The organism is Dysgonomonas sp. 521 (assembly GCF_010501055.1).
Taxonomy (GTDB): Bacteria; Bacteroidota; Bacteroidia; order Bacteroidales; family Dysgonomonadaceae; genus Dysgonomonas.
Genome location: NZ_QVMO01000025.1, coordinates 47,360 through 68,174, shown reverse-complemented (window position 1 = coordinate 68,174; position 20,815 = coordinate 47,360). Strand labels below are relative to the sequence as shown.

Genomic DNA, 20,815 nt, shown 5'->3' with positions numbered 1-20,815 from the left:
ATAAAGACGGTTTTAAAACTTTTGTTTAATTTCGCAGTATATCTTTTTAAGACATCACCACAGATATCCCTATATTGGTCAAGTGCTGCTGATATATTCATTGTAACTCTTTGTGTAGATTGCTTAAAGTTACTGAAAATCAGCCATTTGACCAATTCTTTCGTGCTAACTTTTGTTAATATAACTCATTAATATCGAGATAGTTAATTAATTATTTACCGAAGTATTGGATTAAAAATCGGGAGTTATAAAATGATGAGGGATAAATACAGAAGAGGTATAGCCTTATTTGCTACACCTCTTCCGTTTATAATTTTTACTAGTCTTATTTGACCCGTTCTTTCATTTGTTTTGGGTCTTTACGGCAATCGAACACATCTACAATGTAAATAGCATCCCCTTCAATCCTATATACAACTTTATATTTACTATGCCCCCTTCCAGGTAGCGATATTCGCCTTCTAATCTACTCAGATTGGTCTCTATCGCTCCCAACCGGGGAAACTTCTCCAACTGTATAACATCGAGAATATCTTCAACCCAAACCTTTGGCAACGGATGAACTTGTATTATCAAGCAGATATTGATAAATAATTGTCAACTCGTCTCTGGCTGTATCAGTCCATACTACCTTCGCCACTACTACAAACCGAGATGTTTACGAACATCTTCTGTGGAACTTGTCCGCCCGTTTTTGATGTCTCTTTCAGATTTGAGGGCACGATCTTCAACTTCCTCAATAGTAAAACGTTTCACTGAGGGTGTGACCTTTTTGAGAATCTTCTCTATTTGTGATAGAACCGACTCATCCTGTACATTTGAAATATCTTCGGCTATCAGCCTTTTACGGGCTTCTAAACTAATGGTATTCATATCTCTTCAATTATTGAATACAAATATAACAAACGAAATAATCATACGCTTCGTTTAGGTTGTTAATTTTTGAGAAGTGAGGATATACGGCACTCATTAGAGAAAAATCAGCAAATATCGTCCGGATTCAAGCCGATCCGCCGGAATATCAGATAGACAATGGCATAAGCCCTGTAGAGTTCTTCCACATTGGTACACTCTTTCAGGTATCCCTTAGGGCAATGATACGAATAAGAACGTTTCTTGTCTTTTGTCCTCAATTCTGTGCGATACGACACTCCGTCTAAAACATAAGGGTTGTAATAGGGGCCGCCTGACAGTTGCGTATATATACCCTGTGCAGCCAGCGTGTCGGCAGAATATACCCTCATCTTATCCCTGATGGAATCTAATGTTGGCAAAGTCAGTATATGGTTATCCCTCAGCATCTGCCACAAGCCGGACAAGCCTTTTTGCTCCAATTCTTTTTCTTTCCAGTAGGAATGGATGGATTCATCTTCTTTAAACTCTAATGTATGTGTAAAGAAACGGACATTCCATTTATCATCCTTCTTCCTCAGTAGGAAAAGGCTTCTCCCGCTCATGGGTGCGGGCTCGATCCAAAAACGAAGCTCAAAGTCGAAGTCATTTTTTATATCAAAGTCTTTGTCAATACTTTTATTCAATCTCTTATAATCATAATATTTATTATATGCATCATCAAAAGATGCCGGATCATTCTCAAAATCTATCTGGGAATGAATATCCGGAATAAATAACATTAGAAATAATAAAGAAATAATTGCTTTCATTTTCAATACATGGTTTTCACTTTCTCCAAATCTTTAATCCGCAGTGAATCGTAATAAGAAGATGGCTGTACATATTTTATTGTACGCCGGATTTCGCGGGAGACGGGTGTTTTTATTTCAATACCGTTTTTTCTCGAAATTTCATAACCATGAATAATTTCACTTTCGATGGACTGTTTTCCATCACAGGTTTTGATAATCTCCCGGATAGTTTGCCATTCGTCGTCTCTCCACCATTTTTCAGTTATGCTATATTTTGTTGGGGTATATCCATATACTTTCATATAGGAAGGTTTCCATACCGATAAGTCCTCTTTATACAGCGTTTCGGTAAGAATGCGGTCTGTATTATCATAAGTATAATCTGTCCGTTCGTATGGTTCCCATTTTTCTCCATACCATCTGTATTCGGCTTTGCTGGAGAGTTTACCGCTGATGGTGTAAGATTTTTCAATTTTATCTTCATAGACCCATTTCCCGGCCTTCCATTCCGATTTTTCGTGATATGTAAGCTCGCCGGAGGGGGTAAATGCCCATTTATATTTTTCTTCTCCCTGCCATGTGTTATCTCTCATCATATATTCTTCGTGTAGGGATATGAAACCGTTATTATCGTACTCATAAATGTGCTTTTGCTCTTTCTCCCATTCTTTCGTTTCTTTATTCAGGTCGTACAGGATGCTTTTTGTCAGTTGTCCTTTTGAATCAAAGGTATTCTCTGTTTTTTCGGAGCTTATATATTTATCATTGAAAGTATAATCTCTCGTCTTGCTGCTTACCAGCAGGGGCGCCTTGTATGTCAATGTTATTTTTTCGTGATTTACGTATTTTCCGTTACTAATGGCAGTCAGGATTATATATTCTTCGTTATTCGCATTTGGGCGGCTGACTGTATATTCAAAATTGTCGCGGGGGAGATAACCCAGTAAAACACGGTTAAATTTCTTAGATATAGTGGTGTACCCGTTTTTTTGATAACTGAAAGTACCTTCAAGAAAAGTACCTCCGTCTACATCTAATAGTTGCTTTATTATCCTGCCCTTGTTGTCGTAACGAACAGTGTATTTCGGACTGAATGAGCCTGTGAGTTCTTTCTTTTTGTTCTTTATCTTGAATGCTTCTATGTGTGTTATATCTAGATTGTTATCTAAAGTTCTGATTAATAGTGTTGTGTCGGCTGTTTTCTTTTCAGGGTCATAGTTTATTACATCTACAGTCTCCGTTTTCTTATCGGCACTTAGTGTATATCGCCTTGTTTCTGTTGTCTGCGGTGTTATTGGAATACCCCACTGATATTCATAGGTAACTAATTTTGTCCTTTCTTCAGCTATTCTGCCATCCTGATATGTGTATGTAGTTTCTTTATATTTATCCCAGTTTGCCCTGTGCCAGTCTTCATCCCACAGGTAGGTTGTTTTTTTCTCTATCTGTCCCTCTTCATTGTATTCATAATATATACGCATATAGTCCTCTATGCTATAATATTCGATTTTGTTCTTTGAGTCATAATGCGGGTCGAATAACATGGTTTCGGTATAAGGGCTGAAATAATATAATTCTTTGAGCGAATAGATACCTTGTGCTTGTACCGCGATCAAAGGAAACAGTAGCAAGATATATAGAGTTTTGTGCCTCATGTGTTGTTGGTAATTAATTTAATCCTCCATTCGTACGATTGATTAAGTAATGCGAATCAGGGGTTAAATGTGCTATTTTTTGTCCCTTTAGGGACTGAGTGTTGGTAGAAAGAAGCTTTAACCGGTTAATTGCGTGCCGTCAGGTACGCAATATCTACAGAACAATTCACATTTTGTACCTGACGGCACAAAAAAACGAATTTCATTCATGCTTCTACCAATATGATGTGCCTAACGGCACATTTAACCCTTGATTGGCATAAGTAATAATTGAATATCTAAAGTATTTTTAAGTTATACTTTAGTATTCTGTTTAATATAGAGTATAAAGATAAGCATTTTCCATATTATAAAATGAGATATTCAGAGGCTGTTTGAATTTTATACGAATATTTTATTATACCTTTTTCTTCGTTCATTTTTAGTCTGTTTTTGGCTGTTTTTTTCTTTCTCTCAACTCAACCAACGGTCACAGGAGCGAAGCGTATGTAAATAGCCCGCTATTATCGTTTCGAGGAAGAAAAAAAAATCAGCTCTAAAACAGCTCTAAAAATTTGAACGAATAAAATTTAAACAGTTTCTGATTTTTTAATACATTTGGCATGAATTAATGCAGGCTGCAAAAAATGAGAATCAACCGGAACGGAATAAATAATATTATAGGGCTTTTCAGGCCTTTTATCGTGATGGTTTTTCTCTGCATGTTTCCTTTACAGTCATTCTCCCAGTATAAATTCCGTTACGATAACGATTATCCGGTAAATCTGACTTTCGGCCCTGAAAGGTATAACGGATTCCGTGTTACAGTGTCGCTTGTTGCCATGTTTACCGCCGGTGTCGCCGACAGGAACGGATTCCGTCTGGGCGCGGGGCTTATGTTGTCACAGACTATTGATAACTGGACTTTTTCTACAGGTGTGGATGCCTATAAGGCAAGGCAGGCTTTCGGATTAGGAACAAGTTATGCCGGAATGGAGTTTGACAATGGTAAATATGGCGGCTCATATTATGTCAACAAATATTATCAGGGCGATAAGCAGGTTTCGGGTATCGTCAGTCTTCATCTGAATGATTTCCGTATCAACTTCGAAGACGATATTCTTGCATATCCTTTTACCGGGTTCAAAGTCTACGACCGTTACCGTACCGCCGCGCTCGAAGTCCGTTTCAACGGATTTATGATAGGAACGAACGTATATACGACGGATATTGACGGACTGACGGATGTTTCCTACGATAACAGCAAGGGGGTATATGCTTCGGGTAAGCAAATATCCAGTCCTGTATATGTGGGATACACTACCCATAATATGGTTGTACGTTACGGGCTGAATGGCAGGGTAGGAGGGTTTGCCGGACAAAACGGATGGCACCGCTACCTGTTCAGTACGCCGGATTTTAAGAATGGAAGCTATAACAATCAGTTTTTGCAGATTGGTGTGGATAAACCTTATACAATGTTCTGATGAGAAATATTATGCACATCTTCCTGGTTGCAGTCCTCTTCTGTAGTTGCGGAGGCCCTAAAAACTTTACATATCGTTACCGGAACGAGGACACAGGCCTTGATAAGTTGATTGATATAAACGGATATTATGTTTCCCAACATGGATGCGATTCATCATTTTATTCCGTGTTTATGTTTTATCCTGACGGGCTGTTTACGATTGCCACTACTTCGGAGGTATTGCCTGACTTGGTAGATTGCTTCAGTGAAGGCGGAAAATCAGCCGTTTGCCGTTATTCGCTATGGGGTACCTACAGGGTAGAAGGGGGGCTGATAAGGACACAAACCGTACGGATGGAGGGTGACGGATGTGTCATATTCCGCGATTACAGAATATTACCCGACAAAAGCCTCGTAAATGTAAGTGATTATGTGCAGCCCGAATATACAAGTCTGGGCTATATGGAAAATTATCCCTCATTTAAAGAAAATCCCTGTGAGAAAGCTGCCCGTTTTTATCCCTTAGAGACTAAGCGGAATATAAAGGATTGTCCATTGCTTAATAAGAAATGGTTTAAGTAGTCGCTCCTTAAAAAACAATGTTCGGCCAGAAAAATCTAGCCGAACATTACAGAATAAAAAATTGAAATAATTTTTAAACCACTCGTGTATGTAACTACAACTTCACCACCTCTTTCTTTCCACTATATGAAACTTCTACACCCTTTGTATTTACATTGAAAGGTTTTGGATTGTTTTTATCAACAAATACGACATTGAACGTCCGGTTTTTAAGCATTCCCGGATATTCGCCTTGACGGTCGCCGATTACCAATGTATGCGAAGCTTCGTCATATGTCATCGGAATCATGCTGTACTGTCCATTTTCGTAGTTGTAGTTCACACCCTCATCTTCATACAAGGTAAACTTACCATTCTGTCCGGCATATACATATAGAGTAATATTTTCAGGCAGTTTTTCGTCCACATATTCGATTTCAGGGCCGTAAGGCATAATGGTTCCTTCGCAGAAGTACAATGGCATTTGTTCGTAAGGAGCGTTAACGGTTTGGGACTGACCTCCCCCAACATATTTTCCTGTATAAAAATCGTACCATCCTGTAGTAGCCGGAAAATATACCTCACGGCTGCGGGCTCCATATTCATAAACAGGGCACACCATAAGTGAAGGACCAAACATATACTGGTCGCCAATGTTTTCTACCTGCTTATCTTTGCCGAAGTCCATAACTAAAGCACGCATGATAGTGTAATCGTCGAAATAAGCCTTTCCTGCCAGCGAGTAAATATAAGGCATCATGCGGTAACGCAGTTTAGTATATGCTATAATAGATTTATAAGCCGGATGATTTTCAGGAGCAATATTATACACTTCGCGGAAAGGATATTGTCCGTGTGCACGGAATAACGGCGTAAATGTTCCGAACTGATACCAACGGGCATTCAATTCTCTCCACTCTTTCATATCTGCATTTTCTTTTCCGGTCTGATTAAATTCCATTTGTGCATTTACATACCTGCCTTCTACACAAAATCCACCAATATCCATCGTCCAGTATGGAATACCACTCATGGCAAAATTCAATCCGGCAGAAATCTGAGCTTTCATGTCCTCCCAGCGGGTAGCGATGTCGCCGCTCCATGTGGCTGTTGCATAGCGTTGTAGTCCGGCAAAACCAGAACGGGTGAGCTGGAATACCCTGCGATTAGGGTCTTCTTCCCGAAGTCCTTCGTAAATAGCTTGGGCGTTCATTAAGGCATAAGCATTGAAATATTGAGTTGAAGGACCAAGAGCCGTAGGGCCACAAAGCGCTTTACGGTATTCCATATCCGTACAGTCGCGAACGTTTGGTTCGCTGGCATCCATCCACCATGCGTCAATACCCAACGGATAGAGATGTTCTTTCATTTGTCTCCAGAACAGTTTTCGAGCACCTTCTGCATAGGCATCATAAAAAGAACCGACATAGCCGGGCCCTACCCAGTCGCGTATGCTGTCTTTCACAGCTTGCAGGTACATCCAGCCTTTTTCGTCAAACTCTTTAAAGTGTTCGGTCGTTGCATAAAATTTCGGCCAAACAGAAATCATCATCTGCGCATGCATAGCATGTATAGAATCTACCATCGCTTTAGGGTTGGGAAAACGTGTCTTGTCGAACTCATGGCTTCCCCATGCGTCATCTTCCCAGTAATTCCAGTCGAGAACGATGTTATCGATAGGGATATGGCGTGTGCGGAACTCTTCCAATGCACCCAGTATCTCTTCCTGCGTTTTGTATCGTTCGCGGCTTTGCCAAAAACCCATAGCCCATTTAGGCATGATAGGGGCTTTACCTGTAAGTGTGCGATAGCCACTGATAACTTCATCCATATTGTCGCCATACACAAAGTAGTAATCCATTTCGTTACCCATTTCGCTATCAATAGACAGCTTATTCTGCTCTTGTTCGCTTACCGGGCTTAATGCGCGTAATCCCAGATAAGACACACCTCCGTCGGGTTTCCACTCTATCCGGACAGGCACACGCTTACCGGCTTCGAGGTCGACTGTGAATTTATAACTGTTCGGATTCCAGGCAGTGCGCCAACGTTCAGGTACAATCAGTTTATTGTTAATATACACTTTTACATATCCGGCATAATGAAGGTGAAAACGGTATGTACCACTCTCTTTGGACTCTATTTCGCCTGTATATTCCACAGATGAACCTGCTAGAGGAAAGTCTTTGGGCAAGTCATTTATTGTCTTCATATCCTCGTAATAGATCGTGCTTTCCGTACGTTCTACAGGAGTTTTATCTTTCGAAGCAGGAGTGTACACAGCTGTCAGTCCGCCTTCTTTTCCTTTGGTATCAAACAGTTTGAAGTTTTCGTTTAACTGTGCATATTCACGCGGATCGCCAAAGCGGCTCAAAGAATAGTTATCCCAAAGGATACCATAGTTTTTATTGGACAGGATGAAAGGTACAGATACTTTCGTATTATATTGTAATAAAGTTTCATTCTTTCCTTTATAATTAAATTCATCGGCCTGATGTTGTCCCAGTCCGTAGAATGCTTCCTCTCCGGGCGATTCGAAAACCTGTCGCATGGCGTATCCTTTTGTTCCTTCTACAGTAATGGGTGTGAAGGTTTTTCCGCCTCCCGCATTTTCGCGCAGAATAGCATTTCCATTTTTATCTACAAATACGACTTCTCCCGTATTGCGGTCGACACTTACTTGCAGAGCGGCTGTCTTAAGAGTGAGCTGTTGCTCTGTTTCTTCTACCGAGAATGGGGTTCGGTTTTCCGTTTGCGGCACAATTATTAAACTTTTCTCTTTCGAAAAGTTCTTCTTGGGCGTAGCAGAAACGCGGATTACTTTATCGTTAACGACTTGCAGCCGTATTTTTCCTGCGTCTGTAGATTGTGTTTGCTGTAGGCTGACGATAATACCGTCCTGGGTCTTCTCATAACTTTGTTTTGTGCAAGAGAACAACACAAGGCATACCAACATCCATAAACAGTGTTTTAAGTTTTTCATAAATTTTACTGATTTAATATTTGTATATTGTAAAATTCGGAAAATAAGCTGAAAACAAAGGATATGTTTTGTTTCACAAGCAAGGTAGAGAGGTAGCAGTAATGTTTTATTTTAGGGGATGTTTCGTTAAATATCCCCTTGCAATCGCTTATTTCCCCTCCCTATCCTGATAATCGGAAGGCAAAATTCCAAACTCTTCTTTGAAATATTTTCTAAAAAATTTCGGATTACTGAACCCCGTCTGATAAGCGATTTCAGATACAGTCTGCTGGCTTTCGCGCAAATATTGTGCGGCACGTTTTAATCGAATGATACGTATAAATTCTACAGGTGTTTTTCCTGTGATGGAAAGTATCTTTTTATATAGATGTACCCTACTCATACTAAGTTCACCACTAAGTTCTTCAACCGAGAGTTCGCTCCTGCTGATATTGTCTTCTACATACTGAATGGCTTTCTTTATCAATTTCTCGTCCAGTGAGGTGATTGTAATTTCACTAGGTGCAATTTCTATTTGCGGATTAAAGTTCTCCTGACGCTTTTGCCGGAGTTGCAGTAGTTTTTTTATTCGTAGATTGAGTATGTCAAAATCGAACGGCTTGGTGATGTAATCGTCTGCACCACTTTCCAGGCCTTCCAGCTTCTGTTCTTTGGCCGAACGGGCGGTAAGTAATATTAAAGGGATGTGCGATGTGCGTATATCCGTTTTTACCAATCTGGATAGCTCATTGCCATCCATTTCGGGCATCATCACATCGCTTACAATAATATCGGGTTGCAGTTCCGGAATCATTGCCCATGCTTTAGCGCCATCTGCCGCAACCTCAACCCTATACTCTGATACTAAGCTGTCACGCATGAAAAGACGGAAATCTTCATTATCGTCAACGATAAGTATAAGAGGCAATTCTCTCATCGCTTGCTCCACACTGTTGACAGGACGATCATCAATCGATGAAATCTCCGCAGGAATTTCCATGCTTTCTTGCAGAGGTTTAACCTCCGGAGCTTGTGTCACTTGTGCACGGACTATAGGAATCGTGATAATAAATACACTACCCTTACCCACATTGTCGAGTACGGTAATGGCTCCATTGTGCAGGGAAACAAATTCTTTGACCAAGTGCAGGCCGATACCGCTTCCATCTGTTTTCTGTCCTTCTTTTTGTTGAACCTGATAGAAACGTTCGAATATAAGTTTCTTGTCTTCATCTTTAATTCCAATACCTGTATCCGAAATCTTAATTTCTAATTGTTCGGGTTGCTCATCTGTGGCAGGGAGCCAATCCAGCGAAACATCCACCCTTCCCCCTTCGGGAGTAAATTTAAAGGCATTGGATAGTAAATTCATTATTATTTTATTCATTTTATCTTCATCAAATATCATGAATAATTCTTTGACAGCCGAGAAGAAGAAAAGGCGTATGTTCTTCTTTTCCGAATATTCGCTGAAAGAATTACTGACATTATGAATAAAATCAATAATATCTCCTTGAGCAGGATTGATCTGATGCCCTTTGACATCACTTTTGCGGAAGTCGAGCAACTGGTTTACCATACCGAGTAATCGCATGGCGTTGCGATGTACCATTTCCAGTTTATTCTTCTGGTCTCCGTTTGCAGTTTGTTTTATTACATTTTCAAGCGGCGATATGATGAGTGTGAGTGGCGTTCGTAGTTCATGACTTATGTTAGTGAAGAAACGCAGTTTCATATCGTCTATTTCATGCTTCTGCTGTGCCTCCTGCTCTATCTGCACCAACTTAAATTTATCTCGTTCGTTGCGCAATATTTGCCTGCGAGCCAGCAGAAGGATACCTATTACTATTATTATGTATATAATATACGCTATAGGTGATGCCCAGAAAGGAGGTTCTATTACGATCTTAAGTTCAGATATTTCATGGTTACTAAAACCATCACTGTTGATAGCCTTCACCTTTAGGGTATATTCTCCGGGTGCCAGATTGGTATATGTTAGATTGTTGACATCCGTAGTGAGCCAATCCTGATTAAATCCTTCGAGTATGTACATATATCTGGTCTTTTCCGGTAGAATGTAATTCATCGCTGAAAAAGAAATAGAAAAAACATTTTGTTTATATTTTAGCCTGATGCTCTCTGTATGGTTGAGAGACTGGGTTAAGATCTGGTTTCCGTTATATACACTGTCTATTTTTACTTCTTGATTGAACAGTTGTAAGCCTGTAAATTCTATTTTAGGAGTGCTGTTATTGTATTTCAAGCCTTCGGGGACGAAAAAGCTTAGTCCCTGAACTCCTCCCGCAATAATTTCTCCCCGAAAGGTTTTTGCGATGGCACGCGAGTTGAATTGTTGGCCCTGCAGGCCATCCAATTCTCCATAACGATGGCTAATGTAAGTATAAACCCCTGTTCTGGGGTCGGTGTTCACCATAATATTGAATATACTACTTGTAGTCGTAATCCACATATTCTTGTTATTATCTTCTATGATTGCCTGAATAATTTCATTTGCCAGAGGCAAATCATTTACAGGCAGGATGATTTCGTCTTTTTTGCGGTCATAGATGTTAAGACCTTCGGCAGTAGCTATCCAGAGCAGTCCCCTGCTGTCTTCATAAATCTCATTCAGCGTTTGGTGCGAAAGCGTTTGTGTTCCTTTTTTGTTAGTCAGCCATTTCTCGAATGTATTGGTCGATGGAGAATAAACCGTTATCCCGTTAGAAGTTGCCATATATACATTTCCGTCTCGCCCCATACAGATGGATGTGATATACTCCGTATCGAATCCTGTACCCGGTTTGGGTAAGTAGGTAAATTTTCCGGTATGCGGGTCGAGTCCTTGCAATCCGTTTCCCAATGTACCTATCCAAATATACCCGTTGGAGCCCTCAGCCAACGACCATATATTATCGTTAACAAGAGAATTAGGATTTTCTGGATGGTGCCTGTAATGGGTAAAAGTCTGTCCATCATAAACATTAAGCCCGTTGCGGAAGGTTCCTATCCATGTTTTTCCATCTTTGGCTTTCAGCATACTTACAATAACATCGCCCGATAGTGAATTCCTGCCTGGTTCATGTTGGTATAACTTCCGTTCGCCGGTTTCACGGTTTATAAATACAAGTCCGTTGCTTGTTCCCACCCACAGGTTGGCTTGCTTATCTTCGGTAATCACATTTACATCGGGCGTAAAATTTTTAATCCGGTTAAACTCAGACAGATGGTCGGTGCGGAACTTGAATATACTTTCGTTGTAGTAGGAAATACCTCTTTTATAATATCCTACCCATACCCCACCATTATCATCACAGTACAGTTTATTTACACTGTTTTGCAATATGCTTCTTTCATTGAAGATTTCATTTTGAAGATACTTTATGGTATGTAAGTTTTTGTTGATAATGTTGATGCCTCCGTGATTGATGGCAATCCAGATTTGATTTTTAGCATCCTTCTTTATATCCATTACATGATTTCCGGAGAGCACATAGGGAGAATCTTTTCGGGCGCTAATATATTCCCAGCGGTTTTCGGCAGTATAATATAACCATATACCTTCATCGCCATACACCCAATAATCTCCATCGGCATCGATAAGCATTCCATATTTCCATGATTTGGTTTTTGCAGTATCAATCAGTTGCCAGTTGCGATGTGTTATCTTTTTTGTTTTTCGATCCACGTACTCAAAATAACCATTGGAATAGAAGAGTATTATGCTGTTCTCATCTTCCATAACAGAGGCTAGTCCTACACCCTGTTCCTTAAATTTTTGCTCAATCGGATAGAAATAGAGCTTTTCTTCTTTTATATCATAATAGTGAGTCCCGTTGTAGGCATACGACCAGATGTTCTTCTCCTTATCGATAAACATCAGGTATGGAGAATCTGGTATTCCATATCTCTTTTCCAGCAAAGGGCCCGCAGGATGGAATGTTTCTTTTACCGGATCAAAGTACACATATCCCGAGCGTCTTGTATGCACCCAAAGCAAACCATCGTTATTTTCCTGTACATCTTCCACATGGTTATCCGGTAGCGAATAAGGGTCTTTACTATTACGAGTAAATACTTTAAAGGTATAACCATCGTATCGGTTGAGCCCATAGGTCGTTGAAAACCACATAAAGCCTTGCGAGTCTTTCGTTATATTGTTGATTTGGCTGTTGGAAAGCCCTTCATTTACCCCCAGATGTTTGAACGCAAATTCATTCATGCCGGATAGAAATGTCAAGTAGCAGGTACCTAATAATATCAGGATTAATCGTTTCATGGTATAAATATGAATAACAAGTACAATATTCGCAAAAAAAAATGGGATGACCAATCTTTTTCCATTGTTTGTGGGAAGATATATGGCGAGTATCTAGGATGATAATGTATTTATAATATGTTAAATGTCAGTGAATTATAAAATGGAGTTAACATTACTCTCCTTCTTTTGCAACATAAGTCTACGCCTAAAGACTGGCGGACGTTTATTCTATGCAACATTAATTTCTGTATTGAGACACCCCGAGTTTATCAAAAGGGAAGAGTGCCTGCCAGAGCAAACGGCATCTATAATGAACGAGTAAGTAATAAATGAACGAAGAACTCCTGAACTTTTTCATCTGAAACCAATTCGTGAAATTTCCTAACAGTTACTGAACTTGTTCTTTCTGTAAAAATCATTAATAAATTAAGGATAGTATTGCTTACAATAAAGCTCTGATAAAGGAATAGCTGACCGGTACGTAACAATTCTGCCCTCCATTAATAACAAAAGTTCCTCCATATATCCGTCTGCACGCCCCATGTATGAAACATTCCAAAAGCTTTTTTTTTAGGCTAATATCTACTTTTGCTGACGTGAACTATTAATCTAAAATTATGAATCATTAAATTACGTACAATGAGAAAATCTTTTTTTCGGCAATGTGCAAAGCTCAAGTCGAGTAATGTCATCCTACTCATGTGCTTGTTGTTAACCGCGACCACTATATTGCGGGCACAGACTACTCAAAACCAGCCTGTATCAGGCACTGTTATTTCACAAACGGATGAAGAACCACTTCCTGGCGTTACCGTTACAGTTAAAGGTACAACTACTGCCACAATGACTGATGTAGACGGTACATATACTATTAATGCTGCTAATGGTCAAACATTAGTCTTTAGCTGTGTCGGGTTTTCAGCTGTAGAGGCGACTGTAAACAAAAGGGTCATCAATATTTCGATGACGGAAGATTCCAGACTGTTAGACGAGGTTACGATTGTTGGATACGGTGTAATGAAACGAAGCGACCTTACCGGATCTGTTACTTCGGTTACAGCTGAGGATATGAAGAAAAGTATCAATACTTCGCTCGATCAAGCACTGCAAGGCCGTGCGGCCGGAGTAAATGTAACTCAGAACTCAGGTGCTCCCGGTGGGGGTATTTCCGTATCTATCCGTGGAGTAAACTCCTTCAATGGCAACGAACCGCTTTATGTGGTAGATGGAATACAGATTTCGGGACAAACAAGTGGTAACACCAGTGCTCTTTCCAACATCAATCCTTCGGATATTGTGAGTATGGAAGTGCTAAAAGATGCCTCTGCTACTGCCATTTATGGTACACGCGCGGCAAATGGGGTTATCCTTATTACTACCAGGCAAGGACAGGCGGGAGCCACCCGGATATCTTACGAAGGATATTATGGTATACAGCAGCTGCCTAACCGCCTCGATGTGTTGAACCTGCGCGAGTATGCAGTCTATCAAAACCAGCGTGCAGAGATTATCGGTTTTGGTGCACGCGATGAGTTTAAAGATCCGTCGGTACTAGGCAACGGAACCAACTGGCAAAAGGAGATATTCAGATCGGCTCCTATGCAAAACCACCAGATAAGCATAACAGGCGGAAATGAAAAAAGCAGGTTTGCCATCATGGCCGGTTACTTAAACCAAGAAGGTATAGGTCTCGGTTCGGAATTTGAGCGTTATTCGCTCCGCTTCAACATGGATAACCAGCTGAAAAAATGGCTCAAAGTAGGAGTAAACAGCTATGTAGCCAGAAGACAGCAAATAAATACCATTGACAACGGAAGCATTATAGAAACTGCTATCAAACAGTTACCGGAGGTGCCTGTACGAAATTCGGACGGAAGCTGGGGTACGCAACAGGAAAATATGTATGGTACCTATTTTTCTAATCCTGTAGCGGAAGCACTCACTCGTGAAAATTACAATAGAGGTACTGATATACAGGTAAGAGGATATGCAGATATTACTCCAATTAAAGGGTTAACCATCAGGGCTGAAGCTTCTACTAATATTAACTATTATACAGATTATCAGTTTACGCCACTTATCGACTATGGATATTATACGCAAGCATCTTCGGGAAGCAGAGGCTCAAGTAACAGTTCATATACAACCTTCTCCACTTACGCAACTTATGAAAAAGCTATCAACCGTCATAACTTTACGCTAATGGCAGGACACGAAGCGCAGGAAAGTAAAAACGAAAACCTGAGCGGAAGCCGAGAAGGATTTATGTTCAATTCTGTACATGAACTGAATGTAGGTGATTCCAAGACTGCAAAAAACAACAGTTCCAGAAGTGAATCGGCAATTGAATCATATTTCGGTCGCTTCAATTATAACTACGACGACCGTTATTTACTCACTGCGTCTCTGCGTCGTGACGGCTCTTCCAGCTTTGCCGAAAACCATCGTTGGGGTACTTTTCCGTCTTTAGCAGTAGCTTGGCGTATAAATAATGAGAAATTCATGAAAAACATAGAGAATATCAGCAACCTTAAGTTACGTTTAGGTTGGGGGGGTGTAGGTAATCAGGCCATATGGCAAGGTTACGCTTATGGTGTTACTATGTCATCCAGCGCTACTCCAGGTGGACAGGGATTCTTTCCTGGCAACTATCCCAACCCTGATCTGAAGTGGGAAAGAACCAACTCCTACAACGTGGGGCTGGACGTTAATCTCTTTAAAAACCGGGTTGAACTTATTGCCGATTTCTACAAAAAAGATATCGATAACTTACTTATGCAAGCTTCCTTACCGTCTTATGTGTCGGGCGTAATTGGCTCGCCTTGGGTAAATGCAGGAGCTCTGACCAACAAGGGATTAGAACTTACTCTCAATACGGTGAATATCAGCAACAAATCCTTTGAATGGAAAACAGGTCTCACTTTCTCCAAAAACAAGAATAAAGTAACAGATCTCTATACCGAATCATCTGCGTTGGTAGGCGAAATCGGTGGACTAGCTTATACCTACACTACCGTAGGTAATCCTGTAGGACAATTTTACGGATACAAAGTGATCGGGATGTTTAAAGACGAAACAGACTTTTACAAGAAAGACAAATTCGGTGAAAATATACTCGATGAAAATGGAGAAAGAATACCTGTAGCCCTTCCCAAAGATGTAGAACAAGGTGTTAACGGTGTATGGGTAGGTGACTTTATGTATGAAGATAAAAACGGCGATGGAAGAATAGACGAAGAAGACCGCGACTATATAGGAAATCCCGAGCCTAAGTTCACTTTCGGTATCTCAAACAGTTTCAGATACAGGGATTTTGACTTCAATATCTTCCTGAGTGGGGTATATGGCAACAAGATATATAATATGTTGCGGGAAAAATATACCAACCCGATGAGCAATTCCGGCATGCTAAAAGAAGTTACAGGAATAGCCAGAATAGGCCTGAAAGACCCTGAAGGTTCAGCCACTGATATAAACAATGTGTATATTATAAATCCGGATGCTACTGTACAGCGCATGCATACAACTGATGCTAATACAAACAACCGTATAAGCAATCGCTTTGTAGAAGATGGCTCTTACCTGCGAATTAAAAATATTTCTATTGGATATACTTTCCCGAAGAAACTTTTATCTAAATACCAGATAGAGAACCTGCGCATATATATGAATGTGCAAAACCTGTTCACTTTTACTAAATATGATGGATACGATCCTGAAATAGGGGCTCTTAATTATGATGTAAAATTGAGAAACATCGACTATGCTCGTTACCCTTCTCAACGTATCTACACTTTTGGTCTTAATGTATCTTTCTAATATTATAAAATCATGAAAAATAAACTATATAAAGCCATATTGCTCGCTTCGCTTACTATTTTGTTTAGCGCATGTAGCGATGATTTCCTAGACCGGACACCTCAGGGTTCGTATGCCGATACAGATTTTTATACCACTCCCGCTGCTCTGAAAGCCGCGACAGCCCCCTTATACACAAGGGCTTGGTTCGACTATAACCGGGCAGCTCTGGCTATCGGTAGTTGCCGGGCAAACGACTCATATGGCCAATGGTTTCTTCCGGAGTATACACTGTTTACTATAACAGCGCTTCATGCGGAGGTATCGAATGCATGGCAGGCGTTTTACTCAGTAATCACGATGGCTAATGAAACCATTCACTCCATTGAGACAAAAGCCACAGGGGTAACCGAAGAAGAAAAAGAGCAGGCAATAGCCGAATGCCGCCTCATGAGAGGTATAGCATACTTCTATCTGTTGCGCACATGGGGACCGGTAATTTTGTTCGAAGACAACAATGTGGTGGTGAAAAACCCCGTTCAGCCGCGCCATAAAGAAGAAGACGTATTTAAGTTCATTATAAATGATCTCACTTATGCTTCGGAAAAACTTCCTGAAGTTGTAGACAAGGGTCGCGCGGCAAGTTGGGGAGCCAAAGGAATGCTGGCTAAAGTTTATCTCTCCCGTTCGGGATGGAACAACGGCGGCACACGTAATCAGGATGACCTCAATATGGCTATCAAATACGCGTCCGATGTATGTGTGAATAGCGGATTGAAACTATACGATTACGAAAACCTGTACAAATACAAGCATAACAATAATGAAGAATCCCTCATTGCTATGCAGTGGGTGCCAAATGGCGAATGGTATGTATGTAACACTTTGTTGAGCGACCTTGCTTTCAGCACCGATGTTACCGGAGGCGTAATGTGCTGGAGCAGTCTGAATGGGACTCTCGATATGCTATCACAATACGAAAGTGGAGATACGAAACGACTGAATGCAACCTATTTCACACAGAATGCACACTATTCTTACATCAATATAAAAGATGGAGGATATACATATGAAGACAAAGGAAGTCCTATTAAAAAGGGCGTACCGGGTGGCCCCGATGATGATAATGACGGCTATGTGAAAGTTATGAACTCGCCATTGAATACCTATATTCTCCGCCTTGCCGATGTATACCTTACCTATGCCGAAGCGTCGATGGGTAATAATGCTACACTTGCAGCTGGCGAAGGCCTTGAGTATTTCAATAAGGTGCGCCAAAGGGCAGGGCTCCAAGCCAAAGCTTCGATAAACCTGGATGATATCATCAGGGAAAGAAGAGTGGAGTTTGCGATGGAATATTGCAACTGGTATGACTTGGTAAGCTGGTACCGTTATCAACCCGAAAAGATGCTCACCTATTTCAACAATCAAAAACGTGGATGGGTATCCAGCAATATTACCAAAGATGAATATGGCAACATTGATTTTGGTGATGAAGAAGAAGACATAACCAAGCCTGATCCGGCAGTGGTAGTTACTCATAACAACATTTTCCTGCCTTATCCCGAAAAAGATGTTATTCAAAATCCATTGCTCAAAGAAGAGCCTGTGTCGTATAATTTTAACGAATAAAAGCTAAGAATATGAAAATACATATCAATATCAAAACCATACTTGCAGGCTTATTTTTATTAATGCTTGTATTGCCTTTCGCATCGTGCGACAACGATGACGACGGTGGCCTGCCTGTTATCCATCAAGTGAGAACTACCGACCCCGAACTGAAAGACAGCACATTTGTAAAGGCAAACCCTGGTCAGATGCTACTTATTGAAGGAGAGAATCTGGGGGGTGTCAGGAAGATATACATCAATAACCAAGATGTGTTTTTCAATCCTAACTATGTAACTTCTCAAACTATTATTGTTGTTATACCAGACGAACTGGAACTTACGGGCGAAAATCCCGAACTTCCTAAAGAAATCAGGGTAGAAACCAAGGCCGGTTCGGCCAGCTATACTTTCCATGTACTTTCACCGGCTCCGGTAATCAACCGTCTACAGGTAGAATATCCTGTAAACCCGGGCGACAGAATGGTAATATATGGAGAAAACTTCTACGAGATAGAAAAGATCATGCTGGAAGGCCGGGATGAGGAAGGAGAACCAACAGGCGTTGATGTGGAAGTTTCCCAATATACTTATGTTGGCGCAAATTATAAGACCATCTTGTTTGCCCTGCCTCAGGGAGCCGCCGACAATGGAGAAATAGTGATGTATTGCGCCGCAGACAAAGCAAGCATCCCTTATGCTAGGTTCGTGCAGCCGCCGGCTATAACCTCATTAAGCAGCGATATGCCGATTATAGGAGCTGAGTTCTTTATCACAGGAGACTATTTCATTGATGTGAAAAAAGTAAATATCAACGGCGAGTATGATATCCTGGCGGAAAATCTCCGTGTTGCAGAAACTAAAGATACCATCTATCTGAAACTGCCAACAGAACCGACTAAATCAGGCAAGATAACCGTTACTGCGGCGGGGGGAGACTCAAAAGAAAATAAGTCGTTCTATCCTATCGAATATGTTATCGCAAACTACGATGATGTGGGTAGCCTGAGCTGGGCAGGAAGTATCTTCGAAGGCGATGGGGAAAAAGCACCATACACGACCACAGGAAAAGCAGCAGGCGTTATTGAAAGTAACGTTAGCGCTCCAAACTGGTGGTTTGGTAATGTACTTTCCAATATCCAGTTCAGAGATGCGATAGCCGATAGTACTCCGGTTTCCGATCTGGTAGTAAGATATGAATGTTTCGTTAGTTATCCGTTGCAAACCATTAGTTTCCAAGTAATGTTTGGAGGCGACTGGGACAATATGCCATCCAATTATGTTCCTAAGTCGATAGTAACCGGTGAGACCGAAATAGGCAAATGGATGACCTGTCAAATACCGCTTTCCATGATTGCTGTCAACGCCACCACTTACAGCGATATAAAAGCAATGGGTACTGAAATGGGATTCTTTGCCAAGAACGGAGATGAAGCCGTTGCACAATACGAAGTATATTTTGATAATCTCCGGATTGTGAAGAAGTGATATGAAAATACAGAATAATAAGATAGGATAATAGGTAATAAGAATTGTTTTTTAGAGAATGCTGTAATGAGATACTGAGAGGTGTCTTGTTACAGCATTTGGTTTTTAAGACACGTAATCAAAGTTTCATTCTTTTCCTGTAGCTCCCCGGTCTTTCACCTGTTATTTTAGTAAAGAGCCGGCTAAAATAGGAGATGTTTTCAAAGCCCAGTCCATATGCGATATCATTCACACTTTTTGCGCTATCTATCAGAATCCGTAATTGTGCTGTTTCTATCTTTTTCCGGTTAATATATTTCCCTGGGGTGTGATTTGTTTCTTTCCTAAAAAGGCGGATAAAATGATCTTTTGTTAGAAAACACAAGTTGGCCAGGTAATCAATGTCAATAGGATTATCGATGTTTTTATGGATATAAGCGAGGCTTTTTAAGATACGTTCATCAAGATGCTCTTTTTTGTATCCGGCTTTAGCCAAAAAGCGCGAAATGAGCTGCCGGATTATAGCCTGTGTTTCCATCTCTAAAGCTAACTGGCCTTTTTGACGAAGTGCCATATTCTGAGCGACCGTAACAGAATTATCATACCAATCCGGATCATAATACTGAAGTTCACTTCCCGGATTTATTTTGATCAACCGCTCAATAAGGTGAATATCTAAAGAGTCACTTTCTACTTCCACCGGAAAATCTATTAAATCGAAAATGCTCAGGCTTTTGCCCGGATCCTCGTAAATATGAATATAATACAATTCGAGAATGTCGTTGCATTCGTACCCATGCTTTACATAAGAGGGGGTAAGATAGAGGTAGTTTTCTTTCAGGTCAAATACTCCATCTTCGCGGATAATTTTGGCCTTCCCCCGCTTCACATAATGAATTCTGGCAAAAGGACTGTGTATGTCTTTCCAGTTCCAGTCAGCATCATGATAAGCATAGCCTACATTCAATAAAATGAAATCTCTTTTCAGCTCTTCTTTATTCATTATCAGTACTAATTTAAAGTAAAAATAAACAATAAAGTCGATAAAGTACATATTTTGGTCGATAAAGAATTAAAATACTCTTTACCATAATACTTAGATTTGTAAAAACAGATTTTAATAAATAATATGAATCAGTATTTCGTTTTGTTTAAATTATGTGTTCTTTTCTATCTGCGCGCAATCACAGATTGCTTGCCTTACTTTTGGCCGAAGCTCCAAAAGTAAGCAAAAAAGCATTGCGCCCCGCTTCGCCGTACGACCCACCATCGGCTTGCCGGCTGAATGAAGTGATGATAATCTCATCATTGCGATAATTGGCAGACGATGCTTAAAAGCGCCCGCACTTCATTCTACGCCGCCTGCACCGGGTGGGTACCCCGTACGCTGGCTAACGGCGCTGGCTGA

General features: G+C 40.6%; 13 protein-coding genes. 6 read left to right on the top strand and 7 right to left on the bottom strand.

Annotated features, from left to right (window positions below; translation table 11 throughout):
• Positions 1-378: 378 nt before the first annotated feature.
• The 4 genes from D0T84_RS09295 to D0T84_RS09280 form a co-directional block, all read right to left on the bottom strand.
• Positions 379-576, bottom strand: coding sequence for a hypothetical protein (locus D0T84_RS09295; RefSeq protein WP_163307605.1), 198 nt, complete (start codon positions 574-576; stop codon positions 379-381).
• A 66-nt stretch (positions 577-642) separates the two neighbouring features.
• Entirely contained in the window at positions 643-873 is a 231-nt protein-coding gene (locus D0T84_RS09290; RefSeq protein WP_163307604.1) for a hypothetical protein, read from the bottom strand.
• A 107-nt stretch (positions 874-980) separates the two neighbouring features.
• Positions 981-1,664: a hypothetical protein gene (locus tag D0T84_RS09285; protein ID WP_163307603.1), complete on the bottom strand. Its 684-nt coding sequence runs from the start codon at positions 1,662-1,664 to the stop codon at positions 981-983.
• A 2-nt stretch (positions 1,665-1,666) separates the two neighbouring features.
• On the bottom strand, positions 1,667-3,277 hold the full coding sequence (locus D0T84_RS09280) for a DUF3836 domain-containing protein (protein ID WP_221413127.1): 1,611 nt from the start codon (positions 3,275-3,277) through the stop codon (positions 1,667-1,669).
• A gap of 650 nt (positions 3,278-3,927) precedes the next feature.
• On the opposite strand from D0T84_RS09280, the gene D0T84_RS09275 reads away from it, so the two are divergent.
• Together D0T84_RS09275 and D0T84_RS09270 are read left to right on the top strand one after the other, a co-directional pair.
• Complete coding sequence (locus tag D0T84_RS09275) at positions 3,928-4,767, top strand: polymorphic toxin type 23 domain-containing protein (protein ID WP_163307601.1); 840 nt, start codon at positions 3,928-3,930, stop codon at positions 4,765-4,767.
• Positions 4,767-5,330 (top strand): hypothetical protein, encoded by a 564-nt coding sequence (locus D0T84_RS09270; RefSeq protein WP_163307600.1) that lies wholly within the window; start codon positions 4,767-4,769, stop codon positions 5,328-5,330. The genes D0T84_RS09275 and D0T84_RS09270 overlap by 1 nt, the downstream gene beginning before the upstream one ends.
• Positions 5,331-5,424: 94 nt before the next feature.
• Here D0T84_RS09270 and D0T84_RS09265 read toward each other — a convergent pair whose 3' ends face one another.
• Entirely contained in the window at positions 5,425-8,292 is a 2,868-nt protein-coding gene (locus tag D0T84_RS09265) for a TIM-barrel domain-containing protein (protein ID WP_163307599.1), read from the bottom strand.
• Between the two features lie 148 nt (positions 8,293-8,440).
• A complete protein-coding gene (locus D0T84_RS09260) occupies positions 8,441-12,550 on the bottom strand; it encodes a two-component regulator propeller domain-containing protein (protein WP_163307598.1) in 4,110 nt (1,369 codons plus the stop codon).
• 621 nt (positions 12,551-13,171) lie between these two features.
• Between D0T84_RS09260 and D0T84_RS09255 the strand changes: the two genes are divergently transcribed.
• From D0T84_RS09255 to D0T84_RS09245, 3 genes are read left to right on the top strand one after another with little or no spacing between them, the layout of a single operon-like run.
• Positions 13,172-16,351: a TonB-dependent receptor gene (locus D0T84_RS09255; RefSeq protein ID WP_163307597.1), complete on the top strand. Its 3,180-nt coding sequence runs from the start codon at positions 13,172-13,174 to the stop codon at positions 16,349-16,351.
• A gap of 12 nt (positions 16,352-16,363) precedes the next feature.
• A complete protein-coding gene (locus D0T84_RS09250) occupies positions 16,364-17,962 on the top strand; it encodes a RagB/SusD family nutrient uptake outer membrane protein (protein ID WP_163307596.1) in 1,599 nt (532 codons plus the stop codon).
• Positions 17,963-17,973: 11 nt separating this feature from the next.
• Positions 17,974-19,428 carry a glycan-binding surface protein gene (locus tag D0T84_RS09245; protein ID WP_163307595.1) on the top strand — a complete coding sequence of 485 codons (1,455 nt, stop codon included), beginning with the start codon at positions 17,974-17,976 and terminating at the stop codon, positions 19,426-19,428.
• A 118-nt stretch (positions 19,429-19,546) separates the two neighbouring features.
• Here D0T84_RS09245 and D0T84_RS09240 read toward each other — a convergent pair whose 3' ends face one another.
• On the bottom strand, positions 19,547-20,410 hold the full coding sequence (locus D0T84_RS09240) for an AraC family transcriptional regulator (protein ID WP_163307594.1): 864 nt from the start codon (positions 20,408-20,410) through the stop codon (positions 19,547-19,549).
• Between the two features lie 155 nt (positions 20,411-20,565).
• Between D0T84_RS09240 and D0T84_RS09235 the strand changes: the two genes are divergently transcribed.
• Positions 20,566-20,724, top strand: a complete 159-nt coding sequence (locus D0T84_RS09235) for a hypothetical protein (RefSeq protein WP_163307593.1) — start codon at positions 20,566-20,568, stop codon at positions 20,722-20,724.
• Positions 20,725-20,815: the final 91 nt, after the last annotated feature.